The sequence below is a fragment of the Pseudomonas ceruminis genome, from assembly GCF_021602025.1.
Classification (GTDB): Bacteria; Pseudomonadota; Gammaproteobacteria; order Pseudomonadales; family Pseudomonadaceae; genus Aquipseudomonas; species Aquipseudomonas ceruminis.
Genome location: NZ_BQHW01000024.1, coordinates 17716 through 36579 on the forward strand (window position 1 = coordinate 17716; position 18864 = coordinate 36579).

Below are 18864 nucleotides of genomic sequence, written 5' to 3' on the forward strand. Positions count from 1 at the left end.
GCAGTCGTGAGGAAATTTTTGTCCGTGGACGAATGAGGGGCGAGAGACATCTCGTTCAAAGCGGACTTTTAGCGAAAGCCCTGCCCTTCATAAATGGTACGCGGGGCTTTTTGCTTCAGTCCTAGAAATATGGACTTAACCTCTGTAGTGGGTGTTGATGTGTAAGCGGCCAGCCAAGTCATCTTCCGAACTCCAGCATTAAGGGAGATGGTTTCCGCGTATCTTCAAGCGGACGCGATCATCTTTATCATCAGGATTTCCATGCGCCAACGAAGCTATCGGCCCCCGGCGTCACCGAAATAATCATCCTTTGCGACTAGACCGAGATTATCGGTGAGATCCTGGTCGTCCTCGCTGAACAGATGTTGAGTTCGCCGTTCCTGCCTTAGGTAAGCCAATGTTTGGAAGAAGCAATTCTCGCAAAGGTGTAGTTCGTAACGCTGCCCATCATGGGCAGTGTCATAGCCCCAATGTGCTTGTAGGGTGCCGAACTGATGCCCGCCAGTATCCAAGCGGGTGGAGCAAAGGCATACATCGCACACGACGTCTGTAACGGCCTCGACTTCGACTCTTCCGGTTATTTTCATAGCTGACTCCTACAAACGCCTCTCACCTTCACTTTCAGCATACATCCTCTAGGTCGGAGCGTAGGCTAGCCATTGTAGTATCCACTGTGTGAATCCCTAGCCGATCTCTACCGGTCATGCTCATGAAATGTGGTGGTCAATTCCATGCCAATGGCTAGTCAGATCGAATGCAATTGGATGGTCGAGTCTGCGCAATACCCCAACCACGCAAGTGAGTTGGCGGAACGCTTACGTTGATGTCGCTGATGTCGTCCAGCACCTCCTAAAAGGGCACATCATCGTCAAAAGCGGGTGCTGTTAATGCATTCCATGGCGGTGGTGTCGGAACTGGATGAGTTGGTGGGGGCGCAGCGGGAGGTGGCGGTTCGTCAGGTCTTTGGGTTGCCCAGCCACTGAAGTCAGCATCACCCGAATGCGGAGTTGGTGACGCATCAGCAGCACGAATCAGCGTTGGCATGGAGATGCTCCCACCAAAAACGATTGCCGTCTGCCGGGGCAAGCCCGCTATACGGCGGATTTCTCGCCGATCGGCCCACTCACTGGCTGACTGGATCGCCGCAAGGTCCTTTTCAGAGGTCAGTCTGAAGGACACCCAGTTATTGCATTGAGAAAGAACGGTCGGGGAAATTTCAGAGGGTCGTTGTGTGCTCAGCCACAGCGCAAGGCCGAACTTCCTGCCTTCTTTGGCGAGTCGTTCGTAGGCCAGTGAGTTTTCACCTGCATCGTCACCAGAACCGATGGGGCGCAGGTAATGGTGTGCCTCTTCCAGAACGAGGAGGGTTGGGATTTTGTTTTCCTGTCCTCTGCGGAAAAGCTCGTAAGCGTAAAGCTCCAATAGCGACCCCAGGATAAATGGGGTTAGATCATGTGATAAATGACGGAGGTTAATGATGTGCACCCGCCATGGCACATCCCGGCCACCAAAGATCTGTTCAACCAGGTTAGTGGATTCTTGCGCCCAATCGAGCGTTGTCCCGGTCCCCCTACCACCCTCTACATCAACTACGGCGCGGAACATGGGATCTTCAGCGAAGCGATTGATTCGTGTGATGAGTGGTGAGACGTTCGAGTAACTGAAGGCGTTTCGTTCTGGGCCCCTGGCAGTGGGTTGAATCCCGTGACTTTCTGCTACCAGCGCAGCGAGGGCGGCCATATTGGGCCACTCCGTAGCTGTGCCCGCTTGGCCACTGCGGATCTGCTGAATCCGGCCATCAGCATCAGCGGCGCCTCCTTGACGGCAATCATCGAAGAGATAGGGCACCGTGTCGCTCGCTAAACCTGCCCCTTTGAGTTGGGGAAACCAGCGTACTTGGTGGAGGTGTTCCAGAGCGAAAGTTAGCGCTGGTCTCTGCGTTTTTTCGCTAGGAATTAGCAACCTATTGAGGCCATGGCGCCCCAGTGCGTAATAGGGGATTTTGAAGGCGTCTGCCCCTGGCCCACCGATGGTTGTACATCTAACGGAGCCTTCTGGAAGCTCAGGAATGTCGAGAGCAGCTTCGTACTCACCGTTGATGTCGAAGACAACGATCCTCGCACTGGGTAGGTTGACGATCTGCTGGAGTACTGCCGCTGTGAAGCAGCTCTTACCTTGGCCAGAGCTGCCCAGAACTGCGACATGCCTGGAGATCAAGTTTTTGAGCCCCACATTCAAGCTCCCGCCGCCACGTAGGTCATCACCAAGCTTAATCGGAATGTCGTCTTGGTCGTCACAGCACAGGATTGCTGCTAACTCTTCAGTACTTAAAGGGAAGGCTTCAGCTCCGAGTGGAGGGGTGGCGAGTGAGTCGCTGGTGAAGCGCGCCTTGCCTTGCTCTCTGGAGAGGCGCCCAACAACTGCGCCTGAAATGTTGCGCAAAGGTTCGGTTTGATGAGTGCTAGAACCTATCCCCAACCGATGCGCCTCACGAGGCTCATCAAAGCTGAGAGATACGACCTTCATCACCAAAGCGCGACTACCTGCATCCAGCACCAACAGACTACCGACCTCAGTCACTGACGATATGCCTTGAGCATGCGACGCTAATTGGCCTCGGTGCATATCGAGTAAATTAAGTGTGACATCTGAGCCTTCAATCCGGACCACATACCCAACAGGAAGGCGCCCTCTCATAGCTCCCCCCTCTGTGCAGTTACCTGCTCTTGAGGCTCTCGCTCGTCCCTAAGGGCTTTCTCAAACTTGCGCATGTCCTCGTCGTAGATGAGAGGGTCGGGGAGATGGCGTGCCAAGGAATCGATATACGCGAAGTCCGCACCACCGCCCACCACGGTGATACGTGGATTCTTAAGGGAAAGTAATTTCCGCAATGCCGGGGGCAGACGCTCATCAGTTGGATCACCATTAAATCCGGATGAGTAAATAACCAATTGGAGCGTGGGGTTGAGAAGCGCCGACCGAATCAGCCGGTTGATATGCTCATCTCCGAACCCATAGCCACACAAGATCAAGCAACTCTGTGGCTTGGACATAAACTCCGCAAACCTGCGGAAAAGCTCGCCCAGGACGTAGCCAATGGTGTCCATGTACTTCGCGGCTCTTGGCATTACCATCAGGCCGAGGTCCGAGCCATCTCGTTCGTTCATGAACGCTGCAATGCGTTGATGAGCAAGGGGCGCAGACACCTCAAAGACTTGGCCACTTTCCTCCTTCCAGGTCAGTGAACCATGCAATTTGGCGAGATAAACGTTGTAGACGCCGAATCTAGCCTCGCCCCTAGCTTGGGTGTTTCGAAAGCCTAGGTCGAAGCTCTGCGGAGAGAAGCGCCTGGTGTGCGTACCTAGGAAGCCATTTGAGACCTGAAGATCAATGGACTCAGCTGCCCACTCGATAGCCAGGTCGTAATTTGTGGTGAACACCCAAGGGGACGATTGACCCGGTTGCCGAGCTGAAACTAGCTTCTGGAGAATCGTGCGCTGGCTTGCGAGACCCTCGTCGTTTGACTCAACCCCACTAGGAGAGAGCCACCACTCCCGGTGGAGCAAGGCCGCGCTGACGACAGATCTGAAGAGCGCTGCTTTTACGTTCTTAAGCCTACTGAGTTTGCCCTCCAACTCTTGCTCACCCGGTTCGTAGTCAATTGGATTATCTCCGAACATACCCATCTGCCTGGTCCAATCGGACAGGGCGATTTCGAGGCTATCGATCAGGTGCTCGAAGTTAGGTGTGGCGGGCTTAGGAAGGGCGGTAGCATTCTCAGTGATGAATCCATGCTCAACCATCCAGGCTGCTTCTTCAGGCGATGTCCTGATGAAGTCAGCCCATAGCGCGATCATCGTGAGACCGCCAGCGGCTACTGATGATCCTGCGCCTAGAAGCAGGCCGACGTTTTCTAGCCTGAGAAGCGAGGCCAGATATGCCTCAAGTTCAGTTTCATCCGATAGAGCAGTACCACCACGAATTGCGGCAAACGGCATCCTGACCTCCGAAAAAACGCTGGACCAGTCCCTTTGCGCCCCATGCAGCCCGGGGCGTGGAAGGCTTCATGGAGGCTACTGAATTGCCATCACACTGTCCACATCGCTATCGGTATGTATGAAACCGGCTTCGCCGAATTATCCGAGGGTCTATTTACTGTAGCTGCTATGCGTGTTCGACCCTCACCCTCAATGAACAGCTTCATGATCGACCCGCCACGATCTCGACGATCAGAAGGTTAGACAATCGCAGGTGTTCTCACAGCGGCTGGGTTGAAGGCAGCCTCGGACGACAGACCGCTCTCAGAGTATGGTCGTCCACGACAAGGCCTGATGCCATCCAATTTGGCTCCTAGAGGTATAAAAAAGATTCGGGGATTCGAGACTAGCTGGAAGAGCTTGATGCTAGATGGCAAAATGCCGCCAGACCATCAGAATCAAAGACAAGGACGCTTCAAAAAATGGCAGTTGCGATCAAAAACATCTTGGAGGCATTTCAACCTGCTAAAGAGATTTCTGACCCAGAAAGGTTCTCAGGTAGAAAAAAACAACTAGAGCAGGGTGCGGAGCTATTGCTTTCCTGCGACCATATTTTCATCCATGGGAACCGGGGTATTGGTAAGTCCTCTCTGGCAAGGCAATTGGCAATAATTGCCTCAGGGAAAAATGACTTACTAAAATCTATCGAATCTGATTTGGTTAATGAAACATTTGACTTCGTCACATGCTTTTTTGTCCGGGACTCATCTGTTCGAAACATCAACCAGCTACTCTACAGATTGTTAAGGATGGTCTGAAGTAGCCCCTGTTTTCCGGCTACTTCGCCATCGACACTTTCAAAAAACGGTAGCCGCTCAAATCCCGGTCAAACCTGCCGTCTATTTCAGCCTTTTTTGCCGCTGCAAGCACCTCGCAGCAGTCACTTCACTCTTCACGGACGCACCTCTCCTGCATTGGAGAGCAAATGTCGACGCGCCATCCAAATGTTCGACAGGGCGAACAGCGTCACCATCTGAGCAGTGTTTTTCACCAAGCCTCGGAAGCGCACTTTCGTATAACCAAACTGGCGCTTGATCACCCGAAATGGATGCTCAACCTTGGAGCGAACCTGGGCCTTGGCTCTTTCGATCTTACGTATCGCTTTGTATAACGCGCTGCGGTTACCGTGCTTTTTGTAAGTGCTGCGCCGGGCTGCAATCTGCCAGATGACTTGGCGCCCCTCATGCTCTTCACGCTTCTCTACACCGGTATAGCCCGCATCAGCGCAGACCACGTTCTCACCACCGTGCAGCAGTTTGTCGACTTGGGTTACGTCCGCGACGTTGGCCGCAGTGACCACCACGCTGTGCACAAGCCCGGACTCATCGTCGACACCAATGTGAGCCTTGGCACCGAAGTAATACTGGTTGCCCTTCTTGGTCTGATGCATTTCCGGGTCGCGTTTGCCGTCCTTGTTCTTGGTCGAACTGGGCGCATGAATCAGAGTGGCATCGACGATGGTGCCTTGTCGCAGTGACAAGCCACGGTCGCCCAAATAGCCATTGATCACGCCGAGAATACCGGTGGCCAACTCATGCTTTTCCAGCAGGCGACGGAAGTTGAGGATGGTGGTTTCATCCGGGATTCGCTCCAGGCTCAGACCGGAAAACTGGCGCAGGATCGTCGTCTCGTACAGCGCCTCTTCCATCGCCGGATCGCTGTAACCGAACCAGTTCTGCATTAGATGAATCCGCAGCATCGCCATCAGCGGATAGGCTGGACGGCCCCCTTCGCCCTTTGGGTAATGAGGTTTGATCAGAGCAATCAAACCCTCCCAGGGTACGACCCGATCCATCTCTATCAGGAACAGCTCCTTGCGGGTCTGCTTGCGCTTACCGGCGTACTCGGCATCGGCGAAGGTCATTTGTTTCATCATCGAAAAGCTCGGCGATTGGTGTCCGGGGATTTTGCCAAATCAGGAAGTCTTTTTCAGGATTTCCTTAATTGATGAGTCGGCGCTGGCCCAGTGGTCTGGCTTGCTTGGCCTCGACGAAGTGGGCGTGTATGAACTAGAAGGTGAATTGAATCCCAAGTTGGTTTCTGATTTCTGGCAGCGCGTCTCGCTAATTTCTGCGCTCACCGAAAATGGATTGGCAATTTTTATCGATGAATTTGAGTTGATTGATGACCATTCCGGGTTCGCATCGCTCATCAAAGCAAATCCTGCAAAATGTGTATTTGTTGTTACAGGGATTGGTAAAACCGAGCAGGAATTGGTTAGAGATCATGAGTCAATCAAGAGGCAGCTCAGTACTGGTACTCTTCGAGTGCCAAATATGACTGAAGAAGAGTTGTCTATAATTATATCAAAGGCTCAAGACTACTTATCGAACGAAATAACTTTTGAAATTGAAGCAGTCCAAAATCTTGTTAAGCTAGTTAGTGGCCATCCATACCTGCTCCATCTTATTGGGAAGCAAGCATTAAGAGTTGCATTTCAAAAAAAGAAGTCATCAATTTCGCAGGACTTGATTGATGAGGCCCTCCAGCAGATTGTCACAGAAAGCATTGATAGCTCATTGGAGTCCAGGTATCTAAAAACAATTGGTAGTTCGAGGGTGCGCGAGAGGTTTCTTCGAATTATTGCCCTTCAGAAAGATGATGTGGTTAGTACGGGAACCATCTATCCTGAAGCAGAAGCCCAAGGTATTGATAATCCTCCATACTGGCTTGGCGAACTTCAAAAAGAAGCATATGGATCTGAGTTGGAAAAGGTCTCCGATCAGTACTATAAAATTACCGACCCTCTTTTCAAAGCTTACATATCTGCGACACCCGCAAGGCTTGAGGCGGTGACAGAGGCGGAGCCTGAAGAAATTTCAGATATGAGGTTGTCACTCGTTCATGTCTCTGATTTGCATTTTGGCGCCAATCACTACTTTGATAGCCTACCAATTGCCGGTGATCATGTTCCAGAAGCGGACAAACCTTCGCTTCAAAAGTATCTGATAGATTCGTTAGCGCAAAGTTATGGACCTGCGGACTTCCTGGCGGTCACAGGGGATCTCACTCAGATGGCACTCACATCGGAATTCAGAAAAGCTTCAGCGTGTATCACCAGCGTGGCACAGAGCCTTAGCGGCGGTGTCAGTAATTGGTCAAAAAATATCGCGATAATTCCAGGCAACCATGATGTTAACTGGGACATGAAGCGAGCCGACCCCGAAGCTCGTTACGCTGGATTCACCCCATATATTAGATTCAGGAACAGTTTGGGGTATAGTATTGACAATCAAGTTGAGCCTGAACGACTTTATGAGGTTCATGATCTTGTCGAGAAATGGAACTGCGTCATTGTTGGCTTTAACTCATGCGTTTTGGAAGGGCCAGACGATCATCGAGGATATATCGGGGAAAGTCAGTTCCAAAACGCTTTAGAGGAAGTCAATGCATTGTGCAAGGGTACTAAGCCTCTAAAAATAGCGATGCTGCACCATCATCTTATTCCAGTTGATTCTCTAGAGGCAAACATCAAAAGGCCGGAGTACATACTGCAAGATGCGGGATATATAAAGTCAGAGCTTCTCCGAAATGGATTCAATATAGTTCTGCACGGACACAGGCACCATGGTCACGAGGAGTTAATTAACCAACAAGGAGATGGTGGTGGGCAGCTATTGATTGTAGGCTGCGGTAGCACTGGAGTTAATATTAATGAGCGTGGATCACAGGCGATTCAATACAATAGATTGAGCATTCGACGAAAAAAAGGTACTGATAACGTAGTGGTGTCAGTTGCACGGTACATTTTTGACTCTAACCGCCGAAAATTCTACCAGTCAGAAGATCACAAGGTGAAGACTTTTTCGCTTGCTCTATTGTAGTTAAGCAGAAAGCTAGGCTTGGTACGAAAAGAGATGTCGCAAAAGCCGCATGGTGCAAGCTAGTGAGACCAAAGCGGCATTTCTTTTCGCGGGCTTATGAAGCCGAAGGTTAAGGGAGGTTCGATCACAGCGGTAGGTTATCAGGATAGTCAGTTGAGGATTTAATCTCGACTTTGGAGCTTCATGATTTCATCCTCAAGTACTGCTATTGTGCTTTGGAGTCTTGAGATGTCGCCTTTTAGGCTGTTGATAACTTCCCTGTTGTTGATAGCCTCGCGCATGTAATAGTCGCGGGAGGATGCTGTCTGTTTGTTGGTGGCCATAAGGGACTTATTACTTGCTCTAGCATCTTCTAGCTGAGTGAACCAGTAGAGGATCTCCATTTTGCTAAGCTCTAAAAGCTCATCGGGCGACTTTATACTGGCTCTGTCAGTTATTTGACTCTTTTCGGCCTGTTCTCTTGCTGCTTTTATGCGATCTAGCTCGTTCCTTGGCCATTCTCGCTGATAAATTGTATTTCGGTGAACATTTGCCAGTTTTGCCAGTGTTGCAACCTTGGCGGGTAGTGAAAAGTCCTTTTCTATTCGCACCAGCGCCTCGTTTAAGCGGAAGGTCACAGCGTCGAAATTTTCAGAGTTTTTGTTATCGTAAGGTGCTGAACTCATATAGATACCTCCCTGCCAAGCTTTCTCAGTACACCTTCAGCTTCAGAGATTGCAAGTTTTAATTGTGCAATTGAGTCTGCTACTTCACCAGAAGCTCTCAAATCAGGGTAAGGTTCAGTTGAATCACCTTCGATTTTTTTTAGTGCAAGTGAGTTCTGAATGTAAACTTCAAGCCACTTGGGAGCATTCGCCTCGGTGACAACCGCGTTCTTACATCGATTCGGATTGCACCGTAGCGAGCCAATGCAAGGAAGTGAAGCATCATGCTCTTCCGACGCACCGCCGTAACAGTAACCTTGGCCAACATTGATAACCGCAAAATTCATTTCAGCCATTCGATCAAAGATTTCATCTTTTGAGTAGCCAGCCTCTAAATAACCTTTGAAATAGGCTGCCAAGCGACTGCGGTGCGCATCTGCGTTATCGCCAGCATATCCGCCATCTGGATCGCATGCATTGACGATGAACTCTCTCTCTGCATCAAAGCGTGCAGGTGCGTCTCTGCCTCCCCCCGAGACCAATGCATCACCGATACCGCCGTAGTCGACTGTAACCGTCTTACGGTGACGCTGTTCCACCTTGCTAACCAAGTGACCAAAATGCTTTAGCTGGTAGGAAATGAAGGGTAGTCCCACCGCCGCTCTGAACATCTGATTTGCTAGTGAGTGCCGCAACGTATAGGGCGAGAAATCGAGGCTTTCAAATTCTTCGAGTGTCAGAACCTTCATTAGAAATGCTTGGAGTTGGTGCCCCAGGCCACAACCACTAACCGAATTAGCTTCTTCTTGCTTAGAAGGTTTGATTGTGTTCATGTTCGTGATTAGAAACGGATTCTGCTTGAATCTGTTTAGAATACGTAAGGCCTTCACAGCGTCAAGAACAGCGGGAATTGCCACCCACTTGTCCTCGAACAGATTACCGTACGCCTCTCGACCCTTAAAGACAGTACTAACAATAAGCCAATGACCAAATACGTCCCTTGTCAGGCAATCCTCCGCAAGACAACCCGCAAGTTCTGACGGGCGCATGCCAGTGTACTGGGTGATTGTATAAATGGCGCTATTGTTGATGTGTGTTATGTACTCGTAAAATTCGTTGTTAAGCTGAGTGTTTGTAAGTTTAGTGATGGCTTCCTTGTCTTTAAATTGACCTGGCATGAGCGGGGACCAGTAATTTTGATCCATTTTATAAAGGAATGGAATTATCTGCCTGCCACTGTATCCGCGTGACCCCATCCGTACTGAGACGTAAATGTCATAGGATCTTCTCGTGAGTTTAACTTTTTTTGCTTCTTCGTAACTGGTAAGGTTAACGCGGTTCAGAGTTTCAGTGTCGGCAATATTCTCTTGTAATGCCTTCAAGAAATCCACTACTGCAAAGGATGCTGCACGAGTACATTTTTCAAATACTTTATTTGGAAGCCATTTTAGCTTTTTTCTGGTTTCCTTGTTGTTCAGTCGATTGCTTTGCCAGCTTAAACTTTCCAGTTCGACATGAGCTAACGGGCCCGCAAGTACGTTTTCGAGCATGAAGTCAGAGCGGAGAATATTAAACCCCTGCATTGTGGCGCTGCGAAAAGAGCGTTTGAATAGCCTGGCCTCTATTTCATAATCATTTTCTGTGAAATCTGAAAGGCTAAAGTATGAGTTTTCGAAAAAATCCTCCCCTTGCTCCAAGCGCTTGCGCTCTGACATTTGGTCAAAGAATGGAATGGTGGATTTAAATATATCAAGAATAGTGTGCGGCTTGTAAGATTTAGGGGAGGCCCTGATTCGTAGAGCGCCAGGTATTTCTAAGACGCATAGCATGGCCATTTTTATTTCGAAAAGAATGGTAGCGTTGAGGCTGGTGTATGCCGCAAAGTCAATTCTGGATTTTGCGCCTTGGATATCTCTGGCTAGGGCGGTGGTCCCGTCGTCAAAATCCCAAACAGAATCCTTTACTCGACTCTTTTTACTGACTGGAAGGTCCATCAGCGCCTTCATCAAGCTCAGGGCATTTAAGCCACTTTCGGAATGATCTACGGTTGTGATGATCTCACTGCCCAGATGCCGAAGAAAGTGATGTCGCACGGACTTAATTTTACGAACTAAGGTCTCAAAATTCATCAGAGTATTACCCCTTCAATTAAGGGGCTGGTGATGACGTGCTCTGACAGACGCTCTGCTTCATCAAGCTGTTCTGCACTAAAACCCTGCTCTGAGGGTGTAAGGATACTATCCAATATCTCAAGGTTTTCTTTGATAATCGCGCCGTAAGGAGTCTGTGCAATCGTGCTTGTTGCCATCATGGACTGATACTCCAGACGCATTGCGAAAAGTTCCGGCAGGTGTGACGATGTAATAATCGAGTTGCTGCACGAAAGGCACTTATTCAATAGTGAACAGGCACTCCCTTTTTTGTAAGTGGGAAGTTTTTTGATTTCGTCAGGGGGGTCATATACATTTCGACATTTAATCAGTCCATTGCTAATGGCGATTGAAGTGCTTAGGTTGTCTGCCGAAGAGGTTTCGTTCGAAGGCTGCTTTTTCGGTGGCTCTTGGGAAACAGCCTCTTTGTGTATTTTTGCAAGCGCAGTCTCAAGAATGTCTCGCGCAGTCTTGCTAAATTCGAGCTTGTCGAGATACTGTATGGTAGTAGACAGGGACTTATGGCCGAGAATAACTTGAATCTCTCGTAGAGAAACTCCTTGTTCAATAAGTTCGGCGACCAAGCTTGGCCTAAGTCGAGACGCTGATATGTTCAGGTCGCTGCCATCTTCATTTTTTAGTTCGTTGTCGCGTGCAAACTGATTCATTGCTAAATTAATAACAGTGGAGTTCTCGAAGGACTTTATTGTGCCTTGCTCATTCTGTTTTCTGGATTCATAAATGAATAGTTTGCTTTTAGTGTTTTTGTCTGCGCGGCTCCGGATGTTGCGTGTCAGAAAAATAACTTCCGCGAAGATTTCTTTTACTTCTTTGCATTGATTGACAGTCAGCCAAGTCATGTCCGCTTCAATTAAGTCTAAGTGCAGCAGTTTTTCTCCGTCGGAGCGCTCTTTCCAGTAACGAAGATACGGTCTTTGGGTCAGCTCATGACGTTCTACAAAGTCTTCAACGTTCAATGATTTTAGGGAGTCGGCATTGAGGCCTGTAATCTGAGCAAGCCGAGTAATGTACGGAGCCATGTGTCGAGATGTGACTTGATAGATTACACCCCAGCTCTCATATGTTCCGACTACGCCTAAGCCTATATACTGCATAATTCTTATAAAGCATTTTTCGTATTTGTTGTTGCGGCTCGCAGCTCCAGGACCGATTATCTGACAGCTGAGTTTATTTTCGAAGATCCAGCGAGCGTTTTCTAGAGATACAAACCCCCTCTTTAGCTCCCCATCGTCACCGACCGGGTCACACCCTCCGCCGAAGGGAACATAATCCTTTGCAAGATTGTTGAGCTTTACTCGCTCGTTGTTGCACGCCTGCTTAATTTGATTGCGTAATGAGGAAGGGTAGGGGCTGTATTCTTCTGTCTTACGATGCGTCTTGAACCCTTCGATATCAATGAAGGTCGTCAGCCCGAGTCCTTTGATTTTGATTGCACGCTTGTACATTGAGCGCACAGCAGAGAGCAATGAGTCGGCAGTGCCTGTAGAGAGACCGCTATTTTCTATTTTGCCAACAAGGAATTTTCGAAAACTAATAAGGTAGTTGGCGCGAAAATACTCACGTGTGTCCTCGCTCCCTGTAAGTCCATTTTCTTTAAGGTGTTCTATAGTATATCTAAATCCCTCACTATAGTTAAATTTTGTGGAGTCCGATCCGCTTTTCATGGAAGCAGCTGAAAATATATGAAGTAGTTTCTTGAACGGAAAATCAGGGGCGTCTGCAATCAGGTCTTCGTAGGAAGATACAGGGATATCTCTTAGCTCAAGCAGTAGCTTTCTATAGGATAGTTTTTTCGGCGAAACTAGCTTTTTTTGTTTAGCTTCAGTTTCTCTGTCGGCAACAGTTTTATAATCAGTTTTTATTACACCTAGGCTTTTTAGGTCAGCAATTATCCAATCGTAGGTCTCAGCGACCAATGGGAAATTCGCACGTGCCCATTTCAGGTTTTTCATCCCTTCCATCTTGTAAAGGCTGGCTTTGGAGGCAATAATCTGGCCAAAGATTGGGATCTCTTTTTTCTCTGTTTCAGAAAGCCCCTCATACCAAAGCAGCAGTTTGCGACGCCACTCGTTAGCTATAGAAGGATGACCGAGAACCACGATGTTCTCATCTATCATTTTTTGGAGAACAGTGTTGATGATATCGGCCCGTGACCGGTACACATTTTCCTCACAGCCTAACTCTCGTTTGAGATAGGTATACGCTAAGCAGGGAGGCCCTTTCTGACCAAGCTGAACAGTAAGTAATGACTGCCGACTTTTTCTGACTTTCTCTGCCCAAGACTCAATCGACAGAGTGATGACGTCGATATCACGCTTAGCTTGCTTGGATACGTCCACTTGTGGAGTTATATCCAATGAGTTTAGGCCGGGTTCGGACAGCATCTTCACTTCTTATCACTCGTGTTTATACGCTTTGTGGTTCTCTCGCGGAGCAGCTTCATCTCGCCAGCCTTTGTCTTCAGCTCAGTGCCTGGCTTACGTAGCTTCTGGTAGATGTCGTGGGGTATCTGAGTATAACCCTCGGACGTCGTTTTACTGTTGTGACCAAAAGCCTTGGAGAGCAATTCGAGCCTCTCCTCGTAGTTTCCTCCAAGATCCGGGCTGCCAAGCATTAGATAGGCTCCGCCATGACGGAATTTATGCGGTGATATCATCCGCTTTATCTTTCCCGAACTTTGGGCACGCTTGCTCACACGCTCAAGTAGCTTTTCCACGCTTTTCGTCTTGTACGGCATGCCTTCTGCATTGAAGAATGCTGGGGTCTCTGACGGGCTTTTGTAGCGACGAGCGCAGCGACGATAGAGTGGCGTCTGGTGGTACTTCTCGATGCGCTCTAAGGACGTCCTGCTCATCAAGGTTAACCGGGGCTTGATGTGATTCTTCCTACCCTTACTACCTTTGATATTCAAAGGTGAGTAATCAGCGTTGATAGGCATGTTCGTTTCTGGGGAGACGAGGTGCAGGGTCTGATGAGCAAGGGCGTCGCGAACGTCTTGGAGCGTAATCCGTGGGACTTCTGAAACGCGAATGCCAGAGTCATACATAGCTTGCAGCAAGCACCGCTCCCGCTCCGAATGGGCGCTAAGGATTACTGCTTCTAGCTCTGCCATGCTGGTTGGTTGAACAATGCCTCGCGTATTAGCGCTGCCTGGGCGTAGCACCCCACCTTCATAGGGATTGTCTGCCCGAATAGCTGGTGAATCACCGAAACGCTTGCATAGGTAGGTAGAGAAGAGGTGGCTGTAGGCAGCGTCTCTCCCTTGCACCGTCTTAGGTGCTAGGCCTTCAGCGTCGAGTTTGGCGAGATAGCTCTCCAGATGGCCTAGGCCGACCGTCAGCAATGCATCGTCTCGATCACAGGTTTCGTATTCGGGTCTGACCTTTAGGTCGGCCAGTAGATAGGAAATTCGTCGCCCATAGGAAACGACGGTTGGATCGGCAAGAAGGGTGTTTCTGTAGTTACGGCTTAGGTAGGAGGAGACTAAAGGAAAAAGGCGTCCGTCATCATCGAGCAGCGCGCTGCCTGTTACCTCAACTACTGGCTGGGCACCCTCTGGCTGAGCGAGAAACCGCTCCCGAAGTGGCCCATGTGCAAGTACTGACTCGCTGAGATCTAACTCCGCACCTCGAACTGCTATCACCTTCATTTCTAGTCGTGTCCTACACATCGGCTGAACAGCTACTGATGTGCATTCTCCGCTAAATGGAAATTCTTGGAAAGCACCTGGGGCGGGGGGATTAGGGCTGGTTGTGCACTTTAGTGTAGGGGGGGAGAAATCACTGCCTCGGCGGCGTGGTCAGTACCGATCACCAGGCCGGCACGGGCGCCAGCGATGGTGTACTGGGCGACCATCCGGGTACGTGCCTTGACGTTGCCAACCACGAAGTCCACCAACGTCGGCGAGCCGTTCTTCAACGCCTCCACTTCCGCCGCCAATGCCCGGACTGCCGGGGCGATATCCACAGTGTGTACTTCGTCGGGCTTGATCACTTCCAGGCACGCCTGGGCGTCATGCTCGTCATGCTGCACCTGGTACGGCAGGCGCACGGCGATAAAACGGTAGGCCGGGTCGCTTGTTTCGGCGCGCAGCTCGTTGATGGCGCGCTGGGCGAGTAAGGCGGCGGTCAGCGAATCGACACCACCGCTGATGCCTAGCACCAGCGTCTTGAGCCGGGCGTTGGCCAGGCAGTCCTTGATGAACGCCACACGCCGGGCGACTTCGGCCTCAAGCGCTGCAGCGTCCGCGAACGGCGGCTGTACCTTCAGCGCCTGGGCAATCTCTTGCTGAACCGCTTGCATGGGTTACTCCTTGCTGGGGACTTTGAATACGTGACGCATGTAGGCGACGAAATTGTCGTCGCGGCACTGGGTCTTGGCGGCTTCGTCAGAGATTTTTGCCACTGGCGAGCCGTTGCAGTCGGTCATTTTAAGCACGATGTTCATCGGCGCCACACCCGGAATGTCGCAGGTCAGGTTGGTGCCGATACCGAAACTCACATTGATGCGGCCGCGCAGCGCACGGAAGATCTCCAGTGAGCGGGTAAGGTTCAGGCCGTCGGAAAACACCAGGGTCTTGGTCATGGGGTCGATACCCAGCTTCTGGTAATGGGCGATGGCCTTCTCCGCCCAGGCCACCGGTTCGCCCGAGTCATGGCGCAGGCCGTCGAACAGCTTGGCGAAGTACAGGTCGAAATCGCTCAGGAAAGCGTCCATGGTGATGCAGTCGGTCAGGGCGATACCGAGCAGGCCGCGGTACTCGCGTACCCAGCAGTCGAGGGCGGCGATCTGGCTGTCGATCAACCGCGGGCCGAGCTGCTGGTGGGCCATGATCCATTCGTGGGCCATGGTGCCCAGTGGCCTGATATCCAGTTTCCATGCCAGGTCGACGTTGCTGGTGCCCACGAAACGGGCCGGAAAGTCGTCGCGCAGTACGCGCACGACTTCTTCCTGCACCCGGCCGGAAAAGCGCCGGCGGGTGCCGAAGTCGGCCACCTGCAACTCGGCCAGCTCGTCGTCGCTGGCATGGGCGCGCAACCAGTCGAATTTGCGGTACAGCTGGTCGCGGGCTTCGGCCAGGCGCATGTGGGGGTGCAGGTGGCGGTTGCGCACTTCGCTGATGATCGCCAGCAGCGGGACTTCGAAGAGGATCACATGCAACCAGGGGCCACGCAGGCGCAGGGCCAACTGATCGTTTTCGATGCCCAGGCGCACATAACGCAAGTTGAAGCGGAACAGGCGCAAAAAGCGCAGAAAGTCTGGCTTGAGGAAGCTGATGCGTTCGAGGAAGGCCAGCTGGCCATCATCCAGGGTAAGGTCGCTGAGCCGCTCGAGCTGGTTGCGAATCTCGCCCAGGTAGGGGCGCAGGTCTTCGCCATTGCGGCAACGGAACTCCCATTCCACGTCGGCGTCCGGGTAGTTGTGCAGTACCCCCTGCATCATGGTGAGCTTGTAAAAGTCGGTGTCGAGCAGGTTGTGCACGATGTGCTCGGCGAAAGCGCTCTCGCTCATCAGGGGCTCCAAAGCGGCGAATGGCGGACATTGTGCCAGCCTTTTCATCGTTGTTGTGTCAGTACCGGCCTCATCCCCGGCAAGCCAGCTGGCCGGCGACAGGGGCATAACGGGCAAAACAGGTGTTTTTTCGTGCACCAGCTAGCCTTGAAACAGTGCCGCCTGTAGCAGTCGCGCACCAGCGGTGTGCAATTCGGTGACGGTGTGCGGTTACAGGCTGGTTGCACGTAAACACTTGCCAGGGTTGCAATGATGGCACCGAACGGTTGCTCCTTGTCTGTACGAGTGGTGGCGCCTGCCGCATGGCAGACGGTTGCACGCTCAATAAAGAAAAGGCCGCCGGTCGCCTGCCTGCCGCCCGCCCAGTGTGTTTTCCCGGAAGACAAAACCAATGGCACGGCCCTTGCTCAGAGCACAGGGCTGAGAAGTTGTAGTGCCAACCAAAAAAAACTCTAGGAGCACCACCTCATGTCGCAGACGTTTTACAAGAAAGGTTTCCTGGCACTGGCCGTGGCTACGGCACTGGGTGTTTCTTCGTATGTTCAGGCCGACGTCAAGATCGGCGTCGCGGGCCCCATGACGGGTGCCAACGCAGCGTTTGGCGAGCAGTACATGAAGGGTGCCAAGGCGGCTGCCGACAAGATCAACGCGGCCGGGGGTATCAACGGTGAAAAGATCGTGCTGGTCGCCGGTGACGATGCCTGCGAACCGAAGCAGGCCGTGGCCGTGGCAAACCGCCTGGCCGATCAGGACAAGGTGATCGGGGTGGTGGGCCACTTCTGCTCATCCAACACCATCCCGGCGTCCGAGGTGTACGACGAAGCGGGCATCATCGCCATCACCCCAGGCTCCACCAACCCTCAAGTGACCGAGCGCGGGCTCAGCGCCATGTTCCGCATGTGCGGCCGTGATGACCAGCAGGGCATCGTTGCCGGTGACTACATCGTCGACGTGCTCAAGGGCAAGAAGGTGGCGGTACTGCACGACAAGGACACCTACGGCCAGGGCCTGGCCGATGCGACCAAGGCGCAGCTCGAGAAACGCGGCGTCAAGCCGGTACTTTACGAAGGCCTGACCCGCGGTGAGAAAGACTTCAGCGCCGTGGTCACCAAAATCCGCTCCACCGGCGCCGACGTGGTCTATTTCGGCGGCCTGCACCCGGAAGCCGGCCCACTGGTTCGCCAGCTGCGCGAGCAGGGCCTGAAGGACGTCAAGTTCATGTCCGATGATGGCATCGTCACCGACGAGCTGGTCGCTACCGCCGGCGGCGCGCAGTACGTCGACGGCGTGTACATGACCTTCGGCGCCGACCCACGGCTGCTGCCAGACAGCAAGGCGGTAGTGGAAGAGTTCCGCAAGGCCGGCACCGAGCCGGAAGGCTACACCCTGTACGCCTACGCCTCGCTGCAAGCCCTGGCTGCGGCCTTCAATGGCGCCAAATCGAACAAGGGCGAGGACGCTGCCAAGTGGCTCAAGGCCAACCCGGTGCAGACTGTCATGGGCGAGAAGAAGTGGGACAGCAAGGGTGACCTGACCGTCTCCGACTACGTGGTCTACCAGTGGGATGCCCAAGGCAAGTACCACCAGCTGGAAAAACAAAAATAACAACGGCTAACGGCCCGGGCGCGCAAAGCCCCGGGCCGCAGCCCCGCGGTACCTGTCTTTATCCGTAGATCTGCACAGTTCTGCGCTGCGAGGGCCGCTGCACCCAGCCCGCCGTGGTCGGCGCTCGTGCAATCTCAATCAGGTGAGATTGCGTTATGGATGGTATTTTCCTGCAGCAACTGGTCAACGGCCTGACCCTAGGGTCGGTCTATGGCCTGATCGCCATCGGCTACACAATGGTCTATGGCATTATCGGCATGATCAACTTCGCGCACGGCGAGGTGTACATGATCTCCGCTTACCTGGCGGCGATCAGCCTGGCATTGCTGGCTTATTTCGGTATCGAGTCGTTCCCCCTGCTGATGTTGGGCACCTTGTTGTTCACCGTCGTCGTGACAGGCGTCTATGGCTTCACCATCGAACGCATCGCTTACAAACCGCTACGCAACTCCACCCGCCTGGCACCACTGATCAGTGCCATCGGCATCTCGCTGATCCTGCAGAACTACGCGCAGATCAGCCAGGGCGCCCGTCAGCAAGGGGTTCCCACCCTGCTTGAAGGGGCCTGGCGTGTCGAAGTGGGCACCGGCTTCGTGCAACTGACCTACACCAAGATCTTCATCCTGGTGGCCGCCTTCGTGGGCATGGGGCTGCTGACCTACGTCATCAAGTACACCAAGCTCGGCCGCATGTGCCGTGCCACCCAGCAAGACCGCAAGATGGCTTCGATCCTGGGGATCAACACCGACCGGGTGATTTCCTACGTGTTCGTCATCGGTGCGGTGATGGCTGCGCTGGCGGGCGTGCTGATCACCATGAACTACGGCACCTTCGACTTCTATGCAGGCTTCATCATCGGCATCAAGGCGTTCACCGCTGCAGTGCTCGGCGGCATCGGCTCGCTACCCGGCGCCATGCTTGGTGGGATCATTCTCGGTATTTCCGAATCGCTGTTCTCCGGCCTGATCAACTCCGACTACAAGGACGTGTTCAGTTTCTCGCTGCTGGTGATGATCCTTATCTTCCGCCCACAAGGCCTGCTGGGTCGCCCGCTCGTGGCTAAGGTGTGAAC

General features: G+C 52.2%; 13 protein-coding genes and 1 pseudogene. 4 read left to right on the forward strand and 10 right to left on the reverse strand.

What is annotated here, in order from left to right:
* Positions 1-275: 275 nt before the first annotated feature.
* From L6D80_RS23080 to L6D80_RS23090, 3 genes are all read right to left on the reverse strand, one after another.
* A complete protein-coding gene (locus L6D80_RS23080) occupies positions 276-587 on the reverse strand; it encodes a hypothetical protein (RefSeq protein WP_223998009.1) in 312 nt (103 codons plus the stop codon).
* 262 nt (positions 588-849) lie between these two features.
* Positions 850-2697, reverse strand: a complete 1848-nt coding sequence (gene herA / locus L6D80_RS23085; protein WP_173891254.1) for an anti-phage-associated helicase HerA — start codon at positions 2695-2697, stop codon at positions 850-852.
* Positions 2694-3998: an SIR2 family anti-phage-associated protein gene (locus L6D80_RS23090; RefSeq protein ID WP_173891253.1), complete on the reverse strand. Its 1305-nt coding sequence runs from the start codon at positions 3996-3998 to the stop codon at positions 2694-2696. The genes herA and L6D80_RS23090 overlap by 4 nt, the downstream gene beginning before the upstream one ends.
* Before the next feature lie 461 nt (positions 3999-4459).
* Between L6D80_RS23090 and L6D80_RS23095 the strand changes: the two genes are divergently transcribed.
* The gene (locus L6D80_RS23095; RefSeq protein WP_176516007.1) at positions 4460-4795 is read left to right on the forward strand and encodes a P-loop NTPase family protein; all 336 of its coding nucleotides are present in this window, start codon (positions 4460-4462) and stop codon (positions 4793-4795) included.
* A gap of 134 nt (positions 4796-4929) precedes the next feature.
* Here L6D80_RS23095 and L6D80_RS23100 read toward each other — a convergent pair whose 3' ends face one another.
* Complete coding sequence (locus L6D80_RS23100; RefSeq protein ID WP_024086516.1) at positions 4930-5910, reverse strand: IS5-like element ISPa26 family transposase; 981 nt, start codon at positions 5908-5910, stop codon at positions 4930-4932.
* Between L6D80_RS23100 and L6D80_RS23105 the strand changes: the two genes are divergently transcribed.
* Entirely contained in the window at positions 5852-7861 is a 2010-nt protein-coding gene (locus L6D80_RS23105) for a metallophosphoesterase family protein (protein WP_236183071.1), read from the forward strand. The two genes, L6D80_RS23100 and L6D80_RS23105, sit on opposite strands and share 59 nt — an antisense overlap.
* 161 nt (positions 7862-8022) lie before the next feature.
* Here the strand turns inward: L6D80_RS23105 and L6D80_RS23110 are convergent, their stop codons facing one another.
* The 6 genes and pseudogenes from L6D80_RS23110 to pncB form a co-directional block, all read right to left on the reverse strand.
* On the reverse strand, positions 8023-8526 hold the full coding sequence (locus L6D80_RS23110) for a hypothetical protein (protein WP_173891251.1): 504 nt from the start codon (positions 8524-8526) through the stop codon (positions 8023-8025).
* A complete protein-coding gene (locus L6D80_RS23115) occupies positions 8523-10634 on the reverse strand; it encodes a site-specific integrase (RefSeq protein WP_173891250.1) in 2112 nt (703 codons plus the stop codon). Before L6D80_RS23115 ends, L6D80_RS23110 begins: the two co-directional genes overlap by 4 nt.
* Positions 10634-13060: a tyrosine-type recombinase/integrase gene (locus tag L6D80_RS23120; protein WP_173891750.1), complete on the reverse strand. Its 2427-nt coding sequence runs from the start codon at positions 13058-13060 to the stop codon at positions 10634-10636. The genes L6D80_RS23115 and L6D80_RS23120 overlap by 1 nt, the downstream gene beginning before the upstream one ends.
* Before the next feature lie 2 nt (positions 13061-13062).
* Positions 13063-14325: a tyrosine-type recombinase/integrase gene (locus L6D80_RS23125; protein ID WP_173891249.1), complete on the reverse strand. Its 1263-nt coding sequence runs from the start codon at positions 14323-14325 to the stop codon at positions 13063-13065.
* 128 nt (positions 14326-14453) lie between these two features.
* Positions 14454-14978, reverse strand: a pseudogene (gene nadE, locus L6D80_RS23130) (NAD(+) synthase); the annotation flags it as partial.
* A gap of 3 nt (positions 14979-14981) precedes the next feature.
* Positions 14982-16187, reverse strand: a complete 1206-nt coding sequence (pncB, locus tag L6D80_RS23135) for a nicotinate phosphoribosyltransferase (RefSeq protein ID WP_054900214.1) — start codon at positions 16185-16187, stop codon at positions 14982-14984.
* A gap of 468 nt (positions 16188-16655) precedes the next feature.
* Between pncB and L6D80_RS23140 the strand changes: the two genes are divergently transcribed.
* Both L6D80_RS23140 and L6D80_RS23145 read left to right on the forward strand, forming a co-directional pair.
* Positions 16656-17792, forward strand: coding sequence for a branched-chain amino acid ABC transporter substrate-binding protein (locus L6D80_RS23140; RefSeq protein WP_176516003.1), 1137 nt, complete (start codon positions 16656-16658; stop codon positions 17790-17792).
* Between the two features lie 155 nt (positions 17793-17947).
* Positions 17948-18862 (forward strand): ABC transporter permease subunit, encoded by a 915-nt coding sequence (locus tag L6D80_RS23145; RefSeq protein ID WP_054900212.1) that lies wholly within the window; start codon positions 17948-17950, stop codon positions 18860-18862.
* Positions 18863-18864: the final 2 nt, after the last annotated feature.